19 protein-coding genes are annotated in these 19,140 nt (G+C 72.1%); 4 read left to right on the top strand and 15 right to left on the bottom strand.

Going from position 1 to position 19,140, the window contains the following annotated elements; all coding sequences use genetic code 11:
- Positions 1–44: 44 nt before the first annotated feature.
- From CHC05_RS22535 to CHC05_RS22525, 3 genes are all read left to right on the top strand, one after another.
- Positions 45–2,195 carry an alpha-galactosidase gene (locus tag CHC05_RS22535; RefSeq protein ID WP_089252025.1) on the top strand — a complete coding sequence of 717 codons (2,151 nt, stop codon included), beginning with the start codon at positions 45–47 and terminating at the stop codon, positions 2,193–2,195.
- The gene (locus tag CHC05_RS22530) at positions 2,192–2,770 is read left to right on the top strand and encodes an SGNH/GDSL hydrolase family protein (RefSeq protein WP_089252023.1); all 579 of its coding nucleotides are present in this window, start codon (positions 2,192–2,194) and stop codon (positions 2,768–2,770) included. Before CHC05_RS22535 ends, CHC05_RS22530 begins: the two co-directional genes overlap by 4 nt.
- Positions 2,771–2,853: 83 nt before the next feature.
- Entirely contained in the window at positions 2,854–3,450 is a 597-nt protein-coding gene (locus tag CHC05_RS22525; RefSeq protein ID WP_089252282.1) for a TIGR03086 family metal-binding protein, read from the top strand.
- 10 nt (positions 3,451–3,460) lie between these two features.
- On the opposite strand, the gene CHC05_RS43095 is transcribed toward CHC05_RS22525, so the two are convergent.
- On the bottom strand, positions 3,461–3,592 hold the full coding sequence (locus tag CHC05_RS43095) for a hypothetical protein (protein ID WP_281257707.1): 132 nt from the start codon (positions 3,590–3,592) through the stop codon (positions 3,461–3,463).
- 28 nt (positions 3,593–3,620) lie between these two features.
- Positions 3,621–4,241 carry a hypothetical protein gene (locus CHC05_RS22520; protein WP_089252021.1) on the bottom strand — a complete coding sequence of 207 codons (621 nt, stop codon included), beginning with the start codon at positions 4,239–4,241 and terminating at the stop codon, positions 3,621–3,623.
- Positions 4,242–4,851: 610 nt separating this feature from the next.
- On the opposite strand from CHC05_RS22520, the gene CHC05_RS22515 reads away from it, so the two are divergent.
- On the top strand, positions 4,852–5,286 hold the full coding sequence (locus CHC05_RS22515; protein ID WP_179266316.1) for a DivIVA domain-containing protein: 435 nt from the start codon (positions 4,852–4,854) through the stop codon (positions 5,284–5,286).
- On the opposite strand, the gene CHC05_RS22510 is transcribed toward CHC05_RS22515, so the two are convergent.
- The 13 genes from CHC05_RS22510 to CHC05_RS22450 form a co-directional block, all read right to left on the bottom strand.
- A complete protein-coding gene (locus CHC05_RS22510) occupies positions 5,283–5,855 on the bottom strand; it encodes a nucleoside/nucleotide kinase family protein (protein WP_245871153.1) in 573 nt (190 codons plus the stop codon). The genes CHC05_RS22515 and CHC05_RS22510 overlap by 4 nt on opposite strands.
- 50 nt (positions 5,856–5,905) lie before the next feature.
- The gene (locus tag CHC05_RS22505) at positions 5,906–6,553 is read right to left on the bottom strand and encodes a hypothetical protein (protein WP_089252015.1); all 648 of its coding nucleotides are present in this window, start codon (positions 6,551–6,553) and stop codon (positions 5,906–5,908) included.
- A gap of 73 nt (positions 6,554–6,626) precedes the next feature.
- Positions 6,627–8,231, bottom strand: coding sequence for a tannase/feruloyl esterase family alpha/beta hydrolase (locus CHC05_RS22500; protein ID WP_179266315.1), 1,605 nt, complete (start codon positions 8,229–8,231; stop codon positions 6,627–6,629).
- Between the two features lie 126 nt (positions 8,232–8,357).
- Positions 8,358–9,560 carry a CaiB/BaiF CoA transferase family protein gene (locus CHC05_RS22495; protein WP_218824632.1) on the bottom strand — a complete coding sequence of 401 codons (1,203 nt, stop codon included), beginning with the start codon at positions 9,558–9,560 and terminating at the stop codon, positions 8,358–8,360.
- Positions 9,561–9,562: 2 nt separating this feature from the next.
- A complete protein-coding gene (locus CHC05_RS22490; RefSeq protein WP_089252009.1) occupies positions 9,563–11,032 on the bottom strand; it encodes a dihydroorotase in 1,470 nt (489 codons plus the stop codon).
- Positions 11,029–12,396: an FAD-dependent oxidoreductase gene (locus CHC05_RS22485; RefSeq protein WP_089252007.1), complete on the bottom strand. Its 1,368-nt coding sequence runs from the start codon at positions 12,394–12,396 to the stop codon at positions 11,029–11,031. Before CHC05_RS22485 ends, CHC05_RS22490 begins: the two co-directional genes overlap by 4 nt.
- On the bottom strand, positions 12,393–13,025 hold the full coding sequence (locus tag CHC05_RS22480; protein ID WP_089252005.1) for an aspartate/glutamate racemase family protein: 633 nt from the start codon (positions 13,023–13,025) through the stop codon (positions 12,393–12,395). Before CHC05_RS22480 ends, CHC05_RS22485 begins: the two co-directional genes overlap by 4 nt.
- Positions 13,026–13,037: 12 nt before the next feature.
- Positions 13,038–14,363, bottom strand: a complete 1,326-nt coding sequence (locus CHC05_RS22475; RefSeq protein ID WP_089252003.1) for an MmgE/PrpD family protein — start codon at positions 14,361–14,363, stop codon at positions 13,038–13,040.
- Positions 14,363–15,064, bottom strand: a complete 702-nt coding sequence (locus CHC05_RS22470) for an ABC transporter ATP-binding protein (RefSeq protein WP_089252001.1) — start codon at positions 15,062–15,064, stop codon at positions 14,363–14,365. The genes CHC05_RS22475 and CHC05_RS22470 overlap by 1 nt, the downstream gene beginning before the upstream one ends.
- On the bottom strand, positions 15,051–15,782 hold the full coding sequence (locus CHC05_RS22465) for an ABC transporter ATP-binding protein (RefSeq protein ID WP_089252280.1): 732 nt from the start codon (positions 15,780–15,782) through the stop codon (positions 15,051–15,053). The genes CHC05_RS22470 and CHC05_RS22465 overlap by 14 nt, the downstream gene beginning before the upstream one ends.
- The gene (locus tag CHC05_RS22460; RefSeq protein ID WP_089251999.1) at positions 15,779–16,825 is read right to left on the bottom strand and encodes a branched-chain amino acid ABC transporter permease; all 1,047 of its coding nucleotides are present in this window, start codon (positions 16,823–16,825) and stop codon (positions 15,779–15,781) included. The genes CHC05_RS22465 and CHC05_RS22460 overlap by 4 nt, the downstream gene beginning before the upstream one ends.
- Positions 16,822–17,856: a branched-chain amino acid ABC transporter permease gene (locus CHC05_RS22455; RefSeq protein ID WP_218824631.1), complete on the bottom strand. Its 1,035-nt coding sequence runs from the start codon at positions 17,854–17,856 to the stop codon at positions 16,822–16,824. The genes CHC05_RS22460 and CHC05_RS22455 overlap by 4 nt, the downstream gene beginning before the upstream one ends.
- Complete coding sequence (locus CHC05_RS22450; protein ID WP_089251997.1) at positions 17,853–19,097, bottom strand: ABC transporter substrate-binding protein; 1,245 nt, start codon at positions 19,095–19,097, stop codon at positions 17,853–17,855. The genes CHC05_RS22455 and CHC05_RS22450 overlap by 4 nt, the downstream gene beginning before the upstream one ends.
- Between the last annotated feature and the right edge of the window lie 43 nt (positions 19,098–19,140).

Here is a 19,140-nt window from a genome sequence, read left to right as displayed (position 1 = left end):
GCCGTCAAGTAACCTCGTCGTAACGTCCACGGAGGCTGTTACACATGCTGTCCGGCACCGAACCCGTCCTCGCCCTGCGAGCCGGAGGTACCGCCTTCGTCGTCGAGGTGTGCCATCCGGTGCCCCGGGTGCTGCACTGGGGTGCCGACCTCGACGCCCCCGGGGACGACCTTCGCCGCACCGCCGGGCCCGCGGTGCTCAACAACTCGCCCGACGTGCCGCGGGTGCTGTCGGTGTGGCCGAGCGAGCGCGACGGGTGGTCGGGCACGCCCGCACAGGCGGGCAACGCCGACGGGTACGGCACGACGCCGCGGCCGTCGCTCGATTCACATTGGATGGACGTGCCGGCGGACGGCGTGGGAGGGAGGATCTCCTTCCAGTTCAACGATCGCGTGTCGGGGCTGCGGTCGACCGTCAACTATGAGCTGGACCGATTCGGCGTGCTGGCCGTCTCGATGAGCGTCGAGCGTGACGCTCCGGGCTCGTACACATTGGATGGTCTGGTCACACTCCTGCCCGTGCCCGAGCGGGCCGTCGAGCTGCTCGACTTCACCGGGAAGTGGTGCAGGGAACGGGCTCCGCAGCGGGCGCCGTTCGGCTACGGCACGCACCTGCGGTCGACCCGGCGCGGCAAGCCCGGCCACGACTCCCCGTACCTGCTGATGGCCGGAACGGCCGCGTTCGGGTTCGGGCACGGCGAGGTCTGGGCCGCGCACCTGGCCTGGAGTGGCGAGCAGCGGTACCTGGCCGAGCGGCTGCCGGAGGGCGCGGGCACCTTCTCCGCCGTCATCGGCGCCGGCGAGTCGCTGCGCTCGGGCGAGGTGATCCTGGCCGAGGGCGAGCGCTACGACGCGCCGACGGTGCTGTTCGTCTGGTCGGACGCGGGCACGGACGGGGTCGCCGACCGGCTGCACCGCCGGCTGCGGGCGCGGCCGCGGCACCCCGGCTCGCCCCGTCCGCTCGTGCTCAACACGTGGGAGGCCGTGTACTTCGACCACGACCTCGACCGGCTCACCGACCTGGTCGAGCGGGCCGCCTCCGTGGGCGTCGAGCGGATCGTGCTGGACGACGGCTGGTTCCGGGGCCGCCGGGAGGCCGACGCCGGCCTCGGCGACTGGTTCGTCGACGGCGACGTCTGGCCCGACGGGCTCGAGCCGTTCGTCAAGGTCGTACGCGCGCACGGCATGCAGTTCGGGCTCTGGTTCGAGCCGGAGATGGTCAACCTCGACTCCGACCTGGCCCGTTCGCACCCCGACTGGATCCTCGGACCGCGAGAGGGCCTCGGACCGACCGCGCGCCGCCAGTACGTGCTCGACATCGCCCGCCCCGACGCGTACGCCTACCTGCTGGCGCGGCTCGACGAGCTCGTGTCGGCGTACTCGATCGATTATCTGAAGTGGGACCACAACCGGGATCTGCTCGAGGCGGTCAGCGGGGAGCGGCCCGGGGTGCGGCGGCAGACGCTGGCGCTCTACCGGCTGCTCGACGAGCTGCGGTCGCGGCATCCGGGCCTGGAGATCGAGACCTGCTCCGGCGGCGGCGGTCGGGTGGACCTGGGGATTCTCGACCGCACCGACCGGGTCTGGGCCTCGGACTGCAACGACCCTGTCGAGCGGGCCCAGATCGAGCGCTGGACCCGGGTGCTCGTACCGCCGGAGCTCGTCGGATCGCACCTCGGCGCGGCGCGGGCCCACACGACCTCGCGGACCACGGACCTGTCGTTCCGGCTCGCCGCCTCGCTCACCGCGCACGCCGGCATCGAGCAGGACCTCACCGCCGCCGACCCCGCGACGCTGGCGACGGTCGCGGCCTGGTCCGCGTTGTACCGCGAGTTCCGGCCGCTGCTGCACACCGGCCGGGTGGTCAACGCCGACCTGGCCGACGACGCGACCGCGCTCTACGGCACGATCGCGCAGGACGGCTCGCGGGCGCTGTTCACGTGGTTGCGGTTCGCGACGTCGGCGGCCGGCCAGTCCGGCCGGGTCCGGTTCCCCGGGCTGTGCGCCGGGGCGCGCTACCGGGTCACCGTCCGCGAGGAGCTCGGGGCGGCTTCGCGGCACCAGGCGGCCGACCCGGAGTGGGTGGCCGCCGGCCGGATCGAGGTGTCCGGCGCGGTGCTGACCGTGGCCGGCCTGCCCCTGCCCACGCTCAACCCCCAACAGGCCATGCTGATCGACATCGAGAGGATTTCATGACCACCATCGTTCTCGCCGGCGACAGCATCACCGACTGCGAACGCCGCGACGACCCGGCCGGCCTCGGCGACGGCTACGTCCGCCGGATCGCCACGACCCTGGGCGACGCCGCCCGCGTAGTCAACCGTGGGATCAGCGGCAACAGCTCGCGGGACCTACGCGACCGCTGGACGACCGACGTGCTGGCGGAACAGCCGGCCCTCGTCAGCATCCTGGTGGGCGTCAACGACACGTGGCGCCGTTACGACAGCGGCACGGTGACGACGGTGGAGGCGTTCGAGTCGAACTACCGGGCGTTGCTGGACTCGCTGGCCGGCGTCCCGGTCGTGTTGATCGAGCCGTTCCTGCTGCCGATCAACGAGGAGCAGGTCACCTGGCGCGAAGACCTGGACCCGAAGCTGGCGGTGGTCCGGGCGCTTTCTACGGAGTACGGAACGATCCTGGTGCCGGCCGACGGCGCGCTAGCAGCGGCGGGGACCCCCGCGGAGATGGCGCCCGACGGCGTGCACCCGAGCGACCGCGGCCACGACCTGCTCGCCTCCCTCTGGCTGGAGCACGCGAAGCCGGCGCTCTAGGGGTTGAACGGAAGGATCCGTTCCGCTAAGCTGGGTCTTAGCGGAACGGTCCAATCCGTTCCCTTCTTCGGATGGAGCTGGGCATGAGCGAGAACGTCACCGTCAGCGGCTGGGATGTGCTGGACGAGGCCCACCGCGTGCTGCGCGCGACGGTCGCCGGTGTCGCCGCCGGCGGCTGGAACCGGCCCACCCCGTGCACGGACTGGAACGCCACCCAGGTGCTGCAGCACGCGGCCGGCGACCAACTCGGCTTCGCGGCGGCGATCGTCGGGGACGGCTGGCCGACCGAGAACCCGTTCGCACCGACCGGCGTCCTCGCCCAGGACCCGATCGCCTACCTGAACCCGCACCTCGACGCGGCGGCCGCCGCGTGGGCGACGGTCGACAAGAGCGCCGAGACCGCACCGACCCCGCTCCCCCTCGGCCCGCTGCCGGCCTGGGTCGGAGCGGGCGCGGCCGCCCTCGACGCGGCGGTGCACGCGTGGGACATCGCGGTCGCCACGGGCCAGCCGTCGCCGCTGACCCCGGAGCTCGCACGGTCGCTGATGAAGGTCGCGGTCGAGATCGTGGAACCGCTGCGCGCCTTCGCCTACGCCCCGGCGATCACGACCTCCGCGACCGAGGACGACGTCACCACCCTCCTCGCCTACCTGGGCCGCCGCGCGGACTGGACCGCCTGACGGCCCGCACTCAGTGCACGTCCAGCACGGCCTCGATCCGGGTCGAGAGCGCCAGGCCGCCTCGACTCGGATCGTGGCCACACGCCAGGTCCAGCACGGTCTCGATGCTGCTCGACAACACCAGGTCTCCGACCCGGACCATGCCGACCAGGCCACCTGACCAGCGCCGCTCAGTACACGTCCAGCACGGTGTCGATCCGGGCCGACAGGACCAGGTTCATCAGGCCCTCGACTCGGATCGACACGGCCGAACCGCCCTGTGACCGGGCCAGGAAGATCGTCAGAGCGGGCGTGCCGGCCAACGGGTAGTCGAACCAGGGGCCGGCTTCGTCGTCGGTGTCGTCGAGTGCGCCCGTTAGCGCTTCCTCGTCGAGGTCGTCGTAGCGATAGCCGATGTAGGCGCTGATCTGCCGCAGCGCCCGCACGAGGTGGTGCGCGAGAACCCGGCCTTCCAGCGTCGAGGCACCCTCGAGGCCGACCGCCGCCGGGGCGACGGCTAGTCGCCCCACCTGTGGGTCGTAGCAGTCGAGCTGGTGGGCCCGCGCCAGCACCGGGAGGGCGCTGATGGCCGGCCAGCCGAAGGCCAGAGTCAGCACGACGTAGCGCGCCTCCTCGTGCTCCGGCTCGATCCGGCCGTCGAGCTCCGGCCAGCGGCGCAGCAACTCGGCGCGGAAGGCCAGGACGCGCGCGTCAGGCACCAGACCGCGGGTGTTCTCCTCGGCGAGCCGATCCGCGAGCTGTTGCGGTCGCTTCGTCGCACCGGCAGGCCAGAAGTACAGGTCGAAGCTCACGGCGGCAGACTAGCGATGGGGGACGACAAAGTCTGGCGTGGCCGATTGCGACGTCAGCTTGCGGGGGCGCGACCGATGCACGGTGGACACTCGCCGCTCAGAGCAGATCCAACGCCGTCTCGATCCGGGTTGAGAGCACCAGGTCCATCGTGCCCTCGACTCGGACCATGACCACCGAGGCGCCGTCTGACCAGGCCAGGAAGACCGTTAGCGGTGGCGTGCCGGCCAAGGGGTAGTCGAACCAGCGGTCCTTCTCTGGGGGTCGTAGCAGTCGAGTTGATAGCCACCGGCCAGGATCGGCAGGGCGCTGACGGCCGCATAGCCGGCAGGAAGCCGCAGACCGACGAACCGGTCGGCGAGATCGGTGCGTCCCCAGGGTCGCGCCCCAGGTCGTCGTGCCAGGGAGTGATTCGGTCGGTGAGGTCCGGAAAGCGGCGTAGTAGGTCGGCGCGGAACGCCAGGACCCGGTCGGTCACCGCCAGGCCGCATGTGTTCTCGTTGGCGAGACGGGCCGCCAGCCGCCTGGGGCGCCTGGGCGCCCCGGACGGCCAGAAGTACAGGTCGAAACTCACGAGGGGCAGACTAGCGAGCAGGTACGACAATGTCTGGCGTGACCGACTTCGACGTCAGCTTGCGGGGTTACGACCGGTACACCGTGGACACTCTCGTGAAAGCCGTGCAAGCCGCGGCCGGCGACCCTGACCGGATCGCGGCCCTGATCGCCGAGGCGGAGCCGATGACGGTTGCGCTGCGCGGTTACGACCGGGCTCAGGTCGACGCCTGGCTGGCCTCCTGCCGCACGCTGCTGCCGCTGGTGCCGGACGACCCGTCGCTGCGGCCGACGATCGTGCTGCGTGGCTACCGGATCGCCGACACGGAGGCGCTGTTCGCGACCGTCGAGGCGGGCCTCGGCGACGACGACCCCTTCCGGCGGGCGGCGGCCCTGCGCGCGATCGCCGAGGCACGACTGCCGGTCTCGTTCCGCGGCTACGACCGCGGCCAGGTCGACGCCTACCTACGCAAGCTGGCCGAGGCCCTGGCCTAGCCCCGCACGATCCGGGGGCGGTCGAAGTCGCTGTTGTCGATCACGACACTGGCGCGTGACAGTGGGGCGCACGCGGCGAAGTAGATGCGTTGCGCCCCCACATAGCGGCGCAGGTCGGGGTGGTCGGGGTCGGGATGAGTGCCGTCGCGCAGTGCCATCCGTGCGGCGGTCTCCGTGAACGGGACGTCGAGAAAGACCGACAAGTCCCACGCGGACGCCAGTTCGTCGCGGTGCAGGAACAGGCCGTCGACGACGAGCACCGCGTCGGGCGGGGCCAGCCGCGGCGCGGGGATAAGGAGAGCGTCGGTGGCCAGGTCGTGGGCCGCGTGGCGGTAGCGGCGCGACCCGTTCGGACCGAACGGCTCCAGGACGTCGGCGCGGAACCGCGCGTAGTTGTACGAGTCCCGCCAGAAACCCTCCGGCGACGACCGGCCCCGGCGGTAGCGCACCGCGCGCACGTTGTGGAAGTCGTCGAGCGAGATCCGGACGACCGACCGCCCCCTCGACCGGAGCACGGCGGCCAGGCCGTCGGCGAACACGGTCTTGCCGGCGCCGTCCGGTCCGTCCACACCGACCCGGACGCAGCCAAGAACCCGATCGGCGACCGCGTCCAGGACCGCTAGCCGAGAGATAGCCGCGCCTCGCTGACCCAGCCGGCTACCGCGTGGGCGCCGGACTCCATGGCCAGGGTGGCGGATTCGTCCAGCAGCGCGGTGGCAGCGCCAGGATCGTCGGCCAGGTAGGCCTCGGCGACCAGGTTCGCCGCGACGCCCGCCGTGAAGCCCAGGTCGCGCCGCAGCCGGGTCGACTCCGCGAGGTTGGCGCGGGCGTCGTCGGCGCGGCCGGCGTGCTGGGCGGCGAAGGCCAGGTGCCGCAACGCGTACGAGCGGGTCAGGTCGTCGCCCGCCTCGAGAGCCAGGTCGCGGGCGCGGACGAACATCGGCTCCGTGTTGTCCATGTCGCCCCGCAAGACCTGGTGGTACAGGCCCACCAGGAACTGGGCCTCGGCCGTGCCGCGGGGGTCGCCGAGGTCTTCGTAGAGGGCCAGCGCGCGTTCGAACAGGGCCAGCTCCGTCGGGTCCTCGGCCGGCTCCTCCCCCGCGGCCCGCGCGGACAGGTAGCGGGCGTGCCGGATCCGGCCCCGGGCCAGGGCCGTGTCGGCCTCCACGCTGTCGAGGGCCCGGTCGGCGAGGTCCAGGCCAGAGTCGGCGCCACCGAACACCGCCGCGTGGTAGAGCTCCCGCGCCTGGGTTAGTCGATCATCCACAATGCCGAGTGTAGGCGCGGCCCCGGAGGGCGGAAGACCCAGATCAAGACCTGGGCCCTCCGCCGGCGAGCGGTCAGTTCCGGACCAGCACGTCGCGGCCGCGTGGGCCGTGCGCCGGCTTCCAGTTGGCGGCCACGTTCGGGTCGCCGGTGCCGTCGTAGCGGGCCTGGAGCGGGTACGCGTACACCGGGCGCTCCATTGTGGTCACTCCGCCGCTGACCTTCGTGGCCAGCACCGACGACGGTGCCTTGCCCCGCTCGGTCCAGTCGCGGATGCCGGCCAGCCAGTCGACCCGGTCGGCGCCGGGGCCGCCGCTGCAGTGGTAGACACCCGGCAACAGGAACAGCCTGGCGAACTGCTGCGTGCGGTCCAGCGAACCGTAGCGCGCGACCACGTCGTCGTAGTACTGGATAGTGCCGAACGGCGTGATCAGCGGGTCGGCCAGGCCGTGGTAGAGCATCAGCTTGCCGCCGGCCTTACGGAAGGCGTCGAGGTTGGTGGTGTCGGCGTTGTACACCTTCGCCATCGTGCCGAGCTGAGCGGCGTCCCGGCTCGGGTCGAAGTCCCACAGCGAGTAGCTCGCGCCCGGGTCGGTCGGGAAGGCCAGATACCGCAGGACCTGCTCCGCGTACGCGCCACCGCCGCTGAGCCTGGTCGGCGACGTGCTGATGTCGGAGCCGACCCAGCCACCCTCGGAGCCCACCGGCAGCCCGCCGGGGTAGAGCTCGTGGCCCCGGTTGTCGCGCGGGCTGTCGTACCAGTCCTTCACCACGGCGACCTGCGCGGCCGACAGGCAACCCGGTGCGGCAACGCCACCCGGGCAGGCCACCGCGGCAGGATCGAAGCGGCAGGTACGCGGGTCGTCGACCACGCCGTCCTTGACGACGCCGTCGCACGCCGCGACCACGGCAGCGCCCACCACCGCGGCCGCGGCCGCGTCGACCACCTGGGCCCCGGAAGCGTCCCGGTTCTGCTGCTCCCGCACGCCCTGCGAGAGGGTGGCGAGGTAGTTCTGCCGGTTGGCCGGCGCGCCCGCGACGATGCCGTCGAAGTCGTCGGGCCAGCGCTGCGCCTCGATCAGCGCCTGCCGCCCGCCGGTGGAGCAGCCGACGAAGTAGGAGTAGGAGACGGCGCGCCCGGACAGTCCTTTGAGGAGGGACTTCGAAGCGAGCGCCGTCAGGTGCTCGGAGAGGTAGCCCCAGGTGTTCTGGACCGCGGTGTTGTCGAGGGCGAACGAGGCGTCCGAGCCGCCGCCGACGTGGCCGGTGTCGTCGGAGGCCACGGCATACCCGAGGTCGACGTTGGCGTTGCCGGACGTGCCGCCGGTCGGGATGCTGCCGCAGAAGCCGCCGCCACCGAGCTGGACGTAGCGCCGGTTCCAGTCGGTCGGCGCCTGCAGCCGGAGTTGGATGACGGAGGTGCTGCCGTCGCGGGCGCCGACGGTGATGCTGGCCCGCACGTCGCAGAAGGCCGTGCCGGCGGTCGTGGCCGCGGTGGTGGCGGCGGTGACCGTCGTCGGATAACCGACGGCCCGCGTGAGCCCCGCGGTCGACAGGGCGGTGGTGGAACACTCGAGAGTGGGCTTGCCGTGCGCCTGGGCCGCGGTCCCAGGCGACACGGCGACGACGAGGCCGGCGACGAGCGCCAACCCGATCAGAGGACGGAAACTGCGGAGCACGATGGCCTCCATCGTTTCGCTGAACGGAACATGGTTCCCCCGCTATCTGAACGCTGACGCTAGGACCGGGTCGATCTTGTGTCAACATCCATATCGGTCGTTCCGCCCAGCGGAACCAAGCGGAACCTAGCCCGCCACGCCACGCTCCCGCAGGTCCGCGAGCTCCGCGGCGGACAGCCCGAGCTCGTCGCCGAGCACCGCGTCGGTGTCGGCGCCCAACGCCCGCCCGGTGAACCGGATCCGGCCCGGCGTGCGCCCCATCCGCCAGAGCAGGTTCTGCATCCGCATCTCGCCCAGGTCCGGATCGTCCACCGTGGTCACCAGCTCCATCGCCCGCACCTGCGGGTCGTCGAGCAGCTCGCTCGGCTTGTAGACCGGACCGACCGCGGCACCCGCCTCCTCGAAGGCCCGCAGCACCTCGTCACGCGTCCGCGCGGCGATCCACGAGCCCACGTACCCGTCGAGCAGGTCGGCATGGGCCGCCCGCTGCCTCCCGGTCGCGAACCAAGGCTCGGAAAGCACCTCCGGATGGCCGACCAGAGTCAGCACGCGGCGGGCGATGCTGTCGGCGCTCGTCGAGATGGCCACCCAGTGACCGTCAGAGGTGCGGTACGTGTTGCGCGGCGCGTTGTTGGCCGACCGGTTCCCGGTGCGCTGCTGGTCGACGCCGAGCTGGTCGGCGTAGATCACACCGGGGCCGACGGCGGTCATGATGGGGCTGAGCAGGTCGAGGTCGATCTCCTGCCCGTGACCGTCCTTCTCCCGCTGGAAGAGCGCCATCGAGACCGCCGCCGCCCCGGCCATTCCCGCGATCGAGTCGGCCAGCCCGAACGCGGGAAGCGTCGGCGGGCCGTCCGGCTCGCCGGTGAGATGCGCGAAACCACTCATCGCCTCGACCAGCGTGCCGAACGCCGGCCGCGACGCGTACGGGCCGGACTGCCCGAAGCCGGTCACCCGCAACAGGATCAGCCCGGGGTTGTCGGCGGAGAGCACGTCGTAGCCGAGGCCCCAGCGCTCCAACGTGCCGGGCCGGAAGTTCTCGATCACCACGTCGGCGGTCGCCGCCAGCTTGCGGAAGACCGCAGCGCCCGAGGGGTCGCCGAGGTAGAGCCCGACGGTCCGCTTGTTGCGGGCCACCATCTTCCACCACAGTGGCTGGTCGTCCTTGGCCAACCCGTGCCCGCGCATGCCGTCGCCACGGGCCGGGTGCTCGATCTTGATGACCTCCGCGCCGAAGTCTCCCAGGACCTGTGCCACCAGCGGGCCCGCGAGGATCGTCGAAAGATCGAGCACCCGCAGTCCCGCCAGCGGACCGTCAGCAGTAGACACGCTCACCCCTGGTAAGGACGGTGAACGTAGCGACCGGACGGTGCGCCGACCACGTTGCCGCTCTCCAGCACCCGCTGGCCCCGGACCCACGTGTCGGTCACCCGGGCGCCGAGCTCGAAACCCTCGAACGGCGTGTACTCCTGAGTGGACTCCGAGTCGGCCGCGTGCACGGTCCACGACGTGTTCTCCACCAGGCACAGGTCCGCGTCGAAGCCGACCCCGATGGTCCCCTTGCCGGGCAGGCCGTAGCGGCGGGCCGGGTTGAGCGCGACGAGCTGGGCGATCCGCTGGTGCGACAGGCCCCGCTTGCGTCCCTCGGAGACCAGGCCGGGCAACAGATATTCGGCACCGCCGAAGCCGGACTTGGCGGCGAAGATGTCGTCTCGCGGGTCGCCGAACTTCTGCTCGTCCTTGCAGCACGCGTGGTCGCTGACCACCCAGTCGACGTCACCGGCGAGCACGTGCTCCCAGAGCGCCTCGACGTCCTCCTGCGGGCGCAGCGGCGGGTTCACCTTGCCACCGAGGCCGTGCGCCGTGTCGACCGACGCCAGCAGGTGGCCGATCGTCACCTCACGGCGGAAGTCGACGTGCGGGAAGGTCCGCGCCATGGCCATCGCGGCCTTGAGCGCCTTGCGCGACGAGAGGTGCAGCAGGTTGATGTTCGGCAGCCCGGTCTCGTCGGCCAGGAACGCGGCGATGGTGACCGCGAGCCCTTCCGAGTGCGGCGGCCGCGACGCGCTGTAGGCGGCCAGGCCCGACAGCGAGCCGTCCTCCTCGACCAGCTTCGTGTACGCGGTCATGATCTCGGCGGTCTCGCAGTGCAGCGACAGCGACACGTGCGGCGCCGCGTCGACCAGCTTCTCCCGCGCCTCCTGCACGCCGCGCATCACGAACTCGAAGTGGGCCAGGTCGTAGCGCTCGTCCGGCGGGATCATCAGGAACGAGCTCTGGTCGGACGAGCGCCCGTGCAGGCCGTGGCTGCCGTAGAACATGAAGATCTTGAACGAGGTGACGCCGAATCTCTCCACGATCGACGGGATCTCGCCGATGTGCTCCTTGCTCATCGGCGCGAGGTGGAACCCGTAGTCGATGTACGAGCGCCCCTCGGAGGCCGAGAGCACGTGCGGGAAGAAGTCCGCGTACGAGCCGCCCCGGTTGAGGTAGTACTGCCCGGTGCGCATGTAGGTCAGGCCGGTCGTCACGCCGCCCTGCGCGCTGGCCCGGCTCTCGGTGGCGGTGTCGGCGTCCAGCGGGTTGTAGATGCCCCAGTGCTGGTGCGCGTCGACCGCACCCGGGTACGCGAGCCGCCCGCGACCGTCGACGACCACCTCGGCGTCGGACGCGGGGATGTCGGCCTCCAGCCGGACGACCTTGCCGCCGGCGATGCCGATGTCGAGCTGGTCGCCGTCCGGAGAGCCGGCGTCGGGCCGTACCACGGTGACGTTCTTGATCAGGGTCTCTAGAGGTTTCATGCGGGTCCTTCCGTGGTTGCGGCCGCGTGGTTGGCGGCTAGGTACGCGAGGCCGAGGGCGGGCAGCAGTCCGTTGCCCGCGAGGTAACCGGCCGCGCCGTGCCCGGAGATGCCCGACGCGGCACCGCCGGAGGCGTAGAGCCCGGGGATCGGCGCGCCGTCCGGGCGCAGCACCCGGGCATGCTCGTCGACCACCAGGCCGCCCTGGGTGTGGAAGAGCGCCGGAACCACCCGAGCCACACGGTACGGCGGCGCCAGCGGCGCTTCGAAGAAGGTGCGGCCGAACCGGTCGGCCTGTTCGCCGCGCGCGACGGCGGCGGTCTCGGCCAGCTCCGCGGCGACCGCCTCGACCGGAAGTCCGGCCAGCGACGCGAGTTCAGCAGCGGAGGGGGCGGTCAGCAGTGCGCCGGACTCCACGCTCTGCCGGAAGTCCGTAAAGGCGAGGCAGGCGTCGTGGATCCGCTCGTCGAGCACCAGCCAGCCGAACGCGTCCGGGCGGGCGGCGAGGGCGGCGGCGTACTCGGAATATCCCGTGGTCTCGTCGCCGAAGCGGCGGCCGGTGGTGTCGAGCACGAACCCGCCGTGCATCACGGTTGCCCAGCCGACCAGCGTCGCCGAGCGGGCGGCGAGGGCGGCGTGCCCCTGGTACGCGTCGAGGTACGCCGACGACGCGCCCAGCGCGGCGCCGATCCGCAGCGCGTCGCCCCGGGAGGTCTCGCTGCCGTGGTAGACCGCCTTGGCGATCTCCGGCAGGTGCTCGGCGACCAGCGCCCGGTCGGCGCCGTACCCGTTGGTGGCCAGCAGCACCGCCCGGGTCTCGATCTCCTCCCGGGAGCCGTCCGGGCGCTCGACCACCGCGGCCCGCACGGCCCCGTCGGCGGCGACCAGAACGTCGACGAGGCGCGCCGGCACCAGCACGTCGATGCCGGCTTGCTCGACCCGCGAGACCAGGTGGTCCAGCAGCACGGTGCCGTGCCGGCCTTCGACGGTGTGGCAACGGTCGACCGAGTGGCCCGGGTAGTGGAAGTCGGTGACCAGCGAGAGGCCGAGCCCGACGTCGTCGGCCAGCCACTCGACGAGCGGTGCGCTGACGTCACCGAGGGTGCGGGCGAGGCGCTGGTCCCCCTCGCCGTGCGTCTTGCGGGCGACGTCGGCGGCGAACAGCTCCGGCGAGTCGTCGATGCCCGCGGCGCGCTGCCACCGGGAGCCGGCGCCGGGGATCATCGCCGTGGACATCGAGGTGTTGTTGCCCCGGCGGAAGTGCTCGCTGGCCTCGACCACCAGTACCCGCAGGCCCAGCTGGGCGGCCCGCAGCGCGGCCACGAGGCCGCCGCCGGCGCCGGCGACGACCAGGTCGAGGGTCATCGCCCGGCCCCGATCAGCCGCAGCGCGAGCGCGGTCGGGTCGACCACCCGGGCGGGCAGGTCGAGCTCGTCGGACACGTCGACGGCGGAGCAGCCGTTGATGACGTCGCGGGCCCCGCCCGAGGCCAGCGTGCCGACCGCGCCGCCGAGCGCGTCCGCCCAGCGGGCGTCGTCGGCGATCGCGTGCACGTCGAGGTCGAGCACCTCGACGCCGAGCAGCTCGGCGGACCAGCCGTAGACGGCGGCCCGGGCCACGATCTCGTCGGCGATCGCCTTGTTGCGGGCCACCGCCGCGGACTTGCGCCCGGTCAGCACCGACCAGCCGAGGCTGAGCCGCAGCAGCCCGAAGACCGGGACCGGAAGGGTGCCGGCGAGGTCGGCGACGCCGGGATCGAGGACGCAGTCGGGCAGCAGCGCGTCGAAGCCGTCCTGCGCGTCGCGCAACGCCGCCATCACCAGCGTTTCGCTCTCGCGCACCTGTTCAGCCGTGTCCAACGCGCGTGGCGCGGCAGGCCCGATGTCGTGCAGCAGCACCTCGACACCCGGCGGCGACAGCGCGGCGTACCGCGCCTGCCGGCGGGCCAGCTCGTCGGTGTCGACGTGGATCGGGGTCACGGCGTAGATCCGCACAGCACGTTCCTTTCAGATGTCGGCGAGCCGCCGGAGCGCCGGGCCGACGTCGGGGCTGTCGGGCAGGCCGGTCGCCACCTCGTGCAGGGTGGCGACGGTGCCCGGGTCGAGCAGGCGGCCGAGCAGGGCGAGCACGTCGTCCTCGGCCATCGGGTGGTAGGCGGCGTCGCCGATCGGGTTCGGCACCTCGACGACACGCGGTTCGGCGCCGGCCACGCGCACGGTCACCCGGGCCGCCCGCTCGTCGGGCAGTCGGGCGTCGAGGTCGGGCGCCACCCGCAGCGTGACCTTCGCGGCCAGCTCGCGGATCCGCGGGTTTGCGCGCGGCTCGTCGGCGGACACAAAGGGGTCGACGGTGCCGTGCACGAGCGCGGCGGCGACGACGAACGGCGTCGAGAACAACGCGCCCAGCCGGCTGTCCCAGGTCGTGCGACTCAGGCCGCCGCCCAGCGAGTGGGTCTCGACCAGGATCTCCTCGACGGCGCCGAGGTCCAGGTCGCCCATCGTCAACGCCGCGTCGGCGGCCGGGTGGGTGAACGAACAGGAAGCATGGCGCTTGAAGTAGCCCAGCGAGACATCCCATCGAGATCCGAGCTCGTCGGTCAACGGCGCGGGATCGAAGCTGCCGAGCACGTCCCCCAGCGAAAGGGAAGGCGTGCCGGTATTGCGAGCGACACCGGCCACCGCCATCCGGGCCGCCGCGAGACCGGACACATTGGACGCTCCGAGCCAGGCGTCCCGGACGGGGTTGCCGTCCAGCGCGCTGGCGAAGTGGCCGGCGACCGGCAGCCCGGCGCCGGCGTCGATGGCGGCGGCCACCCGATCCCCGGGCAGCCCCAGCAGGTGCGCGGCGCCGGCCGCCGCGCCGGCGACGCCCCAGCTTCCGTGCGGGTGCATCCCCGCCCGCAGCGAGGTCGCCTGGCCGAACCGGGCGGCCACCTCGTACGCCGCCAGCAGGGCGGTCAGGGTCGCCGGGCCGGACGCGCCGAGGTCCGCGGCCAGCGCCAGCACCGCCGGCAGCCCGTGCGCGGCCGGGTGGCCCTTGGCGTACTTGTGTCCCTCGTCGAGCTCGAGCCGGCAGAGGGCGGTCGCGTTGAGCCAGGCGGCCGCCTCCACCGTCGTGCGAAGACCGCCGCCGATCAGCGGCGCCGGCCCGGCGGACGGCCGCCACGCCGCGGCCAGCGCGCGCTGCTCGGGTTGACGCGCACCGACGACCGTCACACCGAGCGAGTCGAGCAGCACCAGACCGAGCCGGTCCCGCGCGGACGCGGGAACGTCGGCCCAGCGCAGCCCGGCGACCCAGTCACCGAGCCGCGCGACGGCCTCCACAGTAGACATCACAGCCCCAGGTACGCGGCCCGGACCCGGTCGTCGCGGGCCAGCTCGGGTCCCGGCCCGTCGAGGACCAGGCTGCCGCTCTCCAGCACGTACGCCCGGTCGGCCAGGTTGAGCGCGTGCGCGGCGTTCTGCTCGACCAGCAGCACCGAGACGCCCTTGTCCCGGATGGCCTTGACCGCGTCGAGCACCGTCCAGGTCAGCTTCGGCGAGAGGCCGGTGGACGGCTCGTCGAGCAGCAGCAGCTTCGGCGCCGCCATCAGTGCCCTGCCGATCGCGAGCATCTGCTGCTGGCCGCCGCTGAGCGTCTCGGCGGCCTGGGTGCGGCGCTCCGCGAGGATCGGGAACAGCTCGAAGACCTCGCGCAGCGGCGCGTCCAACGGCTTGCGGCCGCGGGTCCACCCGCCCATCCGCAGGTTCTCCTCGACGCTGAGCGGGCCGAACAACGCCCGCCCCTCGGGCACGTGCAGCAGGCCGCGGGAGACGAGCTCGCTCGGGCGTACCCCGTCGGCGCGTTTCCCGTCGAAGGTGATCGTGCCCGCGGTCGGCTTGACCAGCCCGGAGACGGTCTTCAGCGTGGTGGTCTTGCCCGCGCCGTTCGCGCCGACGATCGCCACGATCTCGCCCTCGTCGACCCGCAGGTCGAGCTCGTGCAGGATCTGGAGGCCGTGGTAGCCGGCGCTGAGCCCCTCAAGCTTGAGCATGCGGGTCCTCCCCGAGGTAGGCCTCGATGACCCGGGGGTCCCGGGTCACCGCCTCCGGCGCGCCCGAGGTGAGCACCCGGCCCAGGTCGAGCACCAGCACCGAGTCCGACAGCCGCATGACGGCCGCCATGATGTGCTCGACGAACACCAGCGTCACGCCGTCCTCGGTGCGCAGCCGCTCCAGCAGTTCCATCACTGGCGCCCGCTCGGCGGGCACGAGCCCGGCGAGCACCTCGTCGAGGAGCAGCACCCGCGGCTTGCTGGCCAGCGCCCGGGCCAGCTCGAGGCGCTTGAGCGCGGCGGTGGGCAGGCCCTCGGTCGGCGAGTCGCGCCACCGGTCCAGGCCGACGCGCGCGATGACCTCGGCGGCGGCTTCCCGGGCGGTGCGCTTGGCGGCGCCGCCGGCCAGCACGGCGACCGTGACGTTCTCCAGCACGGTCATCGAGTAGAACGGCCGCATGAGCTGGAACGTCCGGGTCATGCCGGCGGCGGTGATCCGGTGCGGCGCGTGCCCGGTGATCTCCTTGCCGCCCAGGTGCACCCGGCCGGTGTCGGGCCGCAGGGCGCCGGCGACCAGGTTGAACATGGTGGTCTTGCCGGCGCCGTTGGGCCCGATCACGCCGAGGATGCTGCCCTCGGTGACCTCGAAGCTGACGTCGTCGACCGCCCGCAGCCCTTTGAAGGACTTGGCCAGGTTCTCCACCCGCAACAGGGTCATCGCCGGGACCACCTCTTGCGCAGCGCTCCGTAGATGCCTTGCGGCAGGAGCAGGACGATAATGATCAGCAGTACGCCGTAGACGATCACGTCGAGGCCACCGCGGCCCTGCAGGAACTCCAGCGCCGGCGGTGGGTTGCGCAGGATCGTCGCCGTGACGTCGTTGAGCGGGCCCATCACCACGGCTCCGATCACCGGGCCCCAGATGGTCGCCACGCCGCCGATCACCGCGGGCAGGATCGCCTGGATCGACACGCTGGACCCGAACGCCAGGTCGGGGTCGATGAACAGGAAGTACTGCACGTAGAAGGCGCCGGCGACGGCGGTGATCGCGGCGGAGAGCGCCATCGTCAGCAGCTTGTAGCGCATCACCGGGATGCCGACGGCGGCGGCCGCGTCCTCGTCGTCGCGGGCGGCCTTGGCGAATTGACCCGCCCGGGACCGGACGAACTGGACGCTGACCACGAGCGCGATCACGGTGAGGCCGAGCGCGATCCAGAAGTAGTTCGCCGAGGACGGCTCGAACTGCAGCCACCACCACGAGCTCTCGGGACGCAGCGGCACGTGGTAGCCGACGGCGCGGTTGACGAACTCGCTGTTGGTCGCCCAGAGCCGCAGCATCTCCGCGAAGGCGAAGGTCGCCAGCGCGAAGTAGGCGCCGCGCAGCTTGTAGCGCAGCGCGAGGAAGCCGATCAGCGTGGCGAAGGCCGCGGCGACCGCCATGCCGACGAGCATCCCGATCCAGGGCGAGACGTCGTGCTCGACGAGCAGATAGCCGCCGGCGTACGCACCGATGCCGAAGTAGGCCGCGTGACCGAAGCTGAACATGCCGCCGAAGCCGCTCATCATGTTCCAGCCGATGCTCATCAACGCGAAGATCAGCACGCGGACGGCGACCGACGCCTGAGCCGGCGGCAGGATCAGCGGCAGCGGGATCAGCAGCACGGTCAGCACCGCGATCGCCAGCAGGTGCCGGTTCCAGGGCTGGCGGGGCAGCGGCTTGGTCGCCGCCGTCTCCGCGGCCGGTGCGGTGGTGGTCGTCATGCCGACCTCCGGAAGAGTCCCTGCGGTCGCAGGAACAGCACGAGCACGAAGACGATGAAGACCGACAGCAGCGGCGACTGGCCCGGCAGGTAGATGCCGCCGAGCTGTTCGGCCAGCCCGATGATCAGGCCGCCGACGAGCGCGCCGACCACGTTGCCCATGCCGCCCAGCACGACGACCACGAAGGCCACGATGTTGAACAGCGAGCCGGTCGTCGGCTCGATGGTGACCAGTGGCGCCACCAGCGTGCCGGCGGCGCCGGCGCAGGCCGTGCCGAGCGCGAAGGTGACCGCGTAGATCACCCGGGTGTCGATGCCGACGAGCTGCGCGCCGGTGTCGTTGGCAGCCACGGCGCGGATCGCGGTGCCCAGCCGGGTGCGCTGCAGCAGCAGGTAGAGCAGGCCGGCCAGGAGCAGCGCCCCGACGAACGCGAGGATCCGGGACAGGTTGGCCACGGCCTCGAAGATCGGCACGCCGCGGTCGCCGGACAGCGCGACCGAGCGGGGGTTGGCGCCGAAGAACAGCAGCAGCGCGTTCTCGATGATCAGCGAGATGCCCAGCGTGATCAGCAGCTGGTTCTCCAGCGGCTTGCCCATCGCGCCGGCCAGGATGCCACGCTGCACCAGCACGCCGAGCAGGAACATGGCGGGCACGCTGATCGCCAACGCCAGGTAGACGTGCAGGCCCGCCTGGGTCAGCCCGAAGGTGAGGAACAGGGCCAGCGCCAGGAAGCTGCCGTGCGCGAAGTTGACGATGTCGAGGACGCCGAAGATCAGCGTCAGGCCCATCGCGACCAGGCCGTAGACGCCACCGATGAGGATGCCGGTGGTGACCGCCTGCACCACGACCACGCTGCTGCCGGCGCGGACGTAGGCGAGCACGATCGCGACGACGACCAGCGCGACGATGACCGCGATGCGCAGCCAGGGCACGGTGCGCGCCGGGGACGCGCGCACCTCGTCGGGGTCCAGGGCGGCCACGCCGCCGCCGTTTCCGGCGGCGACGTGGTCCTGGTCGGATGCCGACGTCACTGGCTCTTGAACGCGGGGTAGGTGGGCTGTGCCTCCGCCTTGTCGGCCGGGAACACCTGCTTGGGGGCGCCACCCTGGACCTGCATCAGGATCGGCGTGGCGTTCAGGTTCTCGCCCGTCGGGCCGAACTTGATCGTGCCGGGGCCGGCGATCAGCGTCGGCACCTCGCCGCTGGCGATCGCGTCCCGCACCTTGGCCGGCTCGGCGCTGCCGGCCTTCTCCAGCGCGGCGGCGATGACCCGCACCGAGTCGTACGCCAGGACGGCGCCGGTCCGGATCGCGTCGTTGTACTTCGACTGGTAGAGCTGGGCCAGCGCCTGCATCTCCGGCTTGGTCATGTCGGCGTGGTAGTTGGCGTCGAAGTAGCCCTCACCCGCGGCGCCGACCTCCTTGGGGAACTGCGGGAGGTCGAAGGCACCGTTGGCGACGCCGTAGACGGCGTTGAGCGCCGGCTTGACGGTGTCGACGGCCTTCGCGGCCAGCACGCCGTCGCGGTAGTAGCCGGCGACCATCAGCACGTCGGCACCGCTGGCCTTCACCTGGGTGACCTGGGTGGTCAGGTCGGAGACGCTGGCGGCGTCGTACGCGATGGCCGGGTCGACCGTGATGCCCGCCTTCTGCGCCTCGGCCTTGAAGGCGTCCCGCACCGCGGTGCCGAACGGGCCCTGCTCGTGCAGGACGGCGACCTTCTTGACCGGCTTGCCGGCCGCCTTGGCCACCTGGTCGAGGAACTGCGCGCCGGCGGTGCCGAGCACGGTGGAGCTGGGCTGCACCCGGAACGTGTTCTTGTAGCCCTGCGCCAGGATCGAGTCCGCGCTGGAGACGTCGATGACGAACGGAACCTTGTTGCGCTCGGCCACGGTGGACACGTTGGCGCTGACGGCACTCTGGTAGGTGCCGACCAGGCCGACCGCGCCCTCCTGGATGAGGCGCTGGGCCTCGCTCTGGCCGACCTCGGGCTTGCCCTGGGTGTCGCCGCTGACCAGCTCGAGCTTCTTGCCGCCCTGCGACTTGATGCCGCCGGCGTTGTTGATGGCCTCCACGGCCAGCTTGGCTCCGTTGTCCATCTGCTGCCCGTCAGCCGCGGACGAGCCGCTCAGCGGGTGCAGGGAACCGATCTTTATGGTGCCGCCGGACTGCCCGCCGCCGCCGTTGGTCGTGCCGGCCGGCGCGGACCCGCCGCAGGCGGCGAGCGCCAGCGGCAGGGCTAAGGCGAGGCTCAGGGTCCAGGTCTTCCTCATGTCAGCTCCTGGGGGTGACAGTGTTCCGCCGCACGGAACGTCG

The sequence above is a fragment of the Asanoa hainanensis genome, assembly GCF_900188485.1.
Classification (GTDB): domain Bacteria; phylum Actinomycetota; class Actinomycetes; order Mycobacteriales; family Micromonosporaceae; genus Asanoa; species Asanoa hainanensis.
This window is presented reverse-complemented; position numbering and strand designations above follow the sequence as displayed.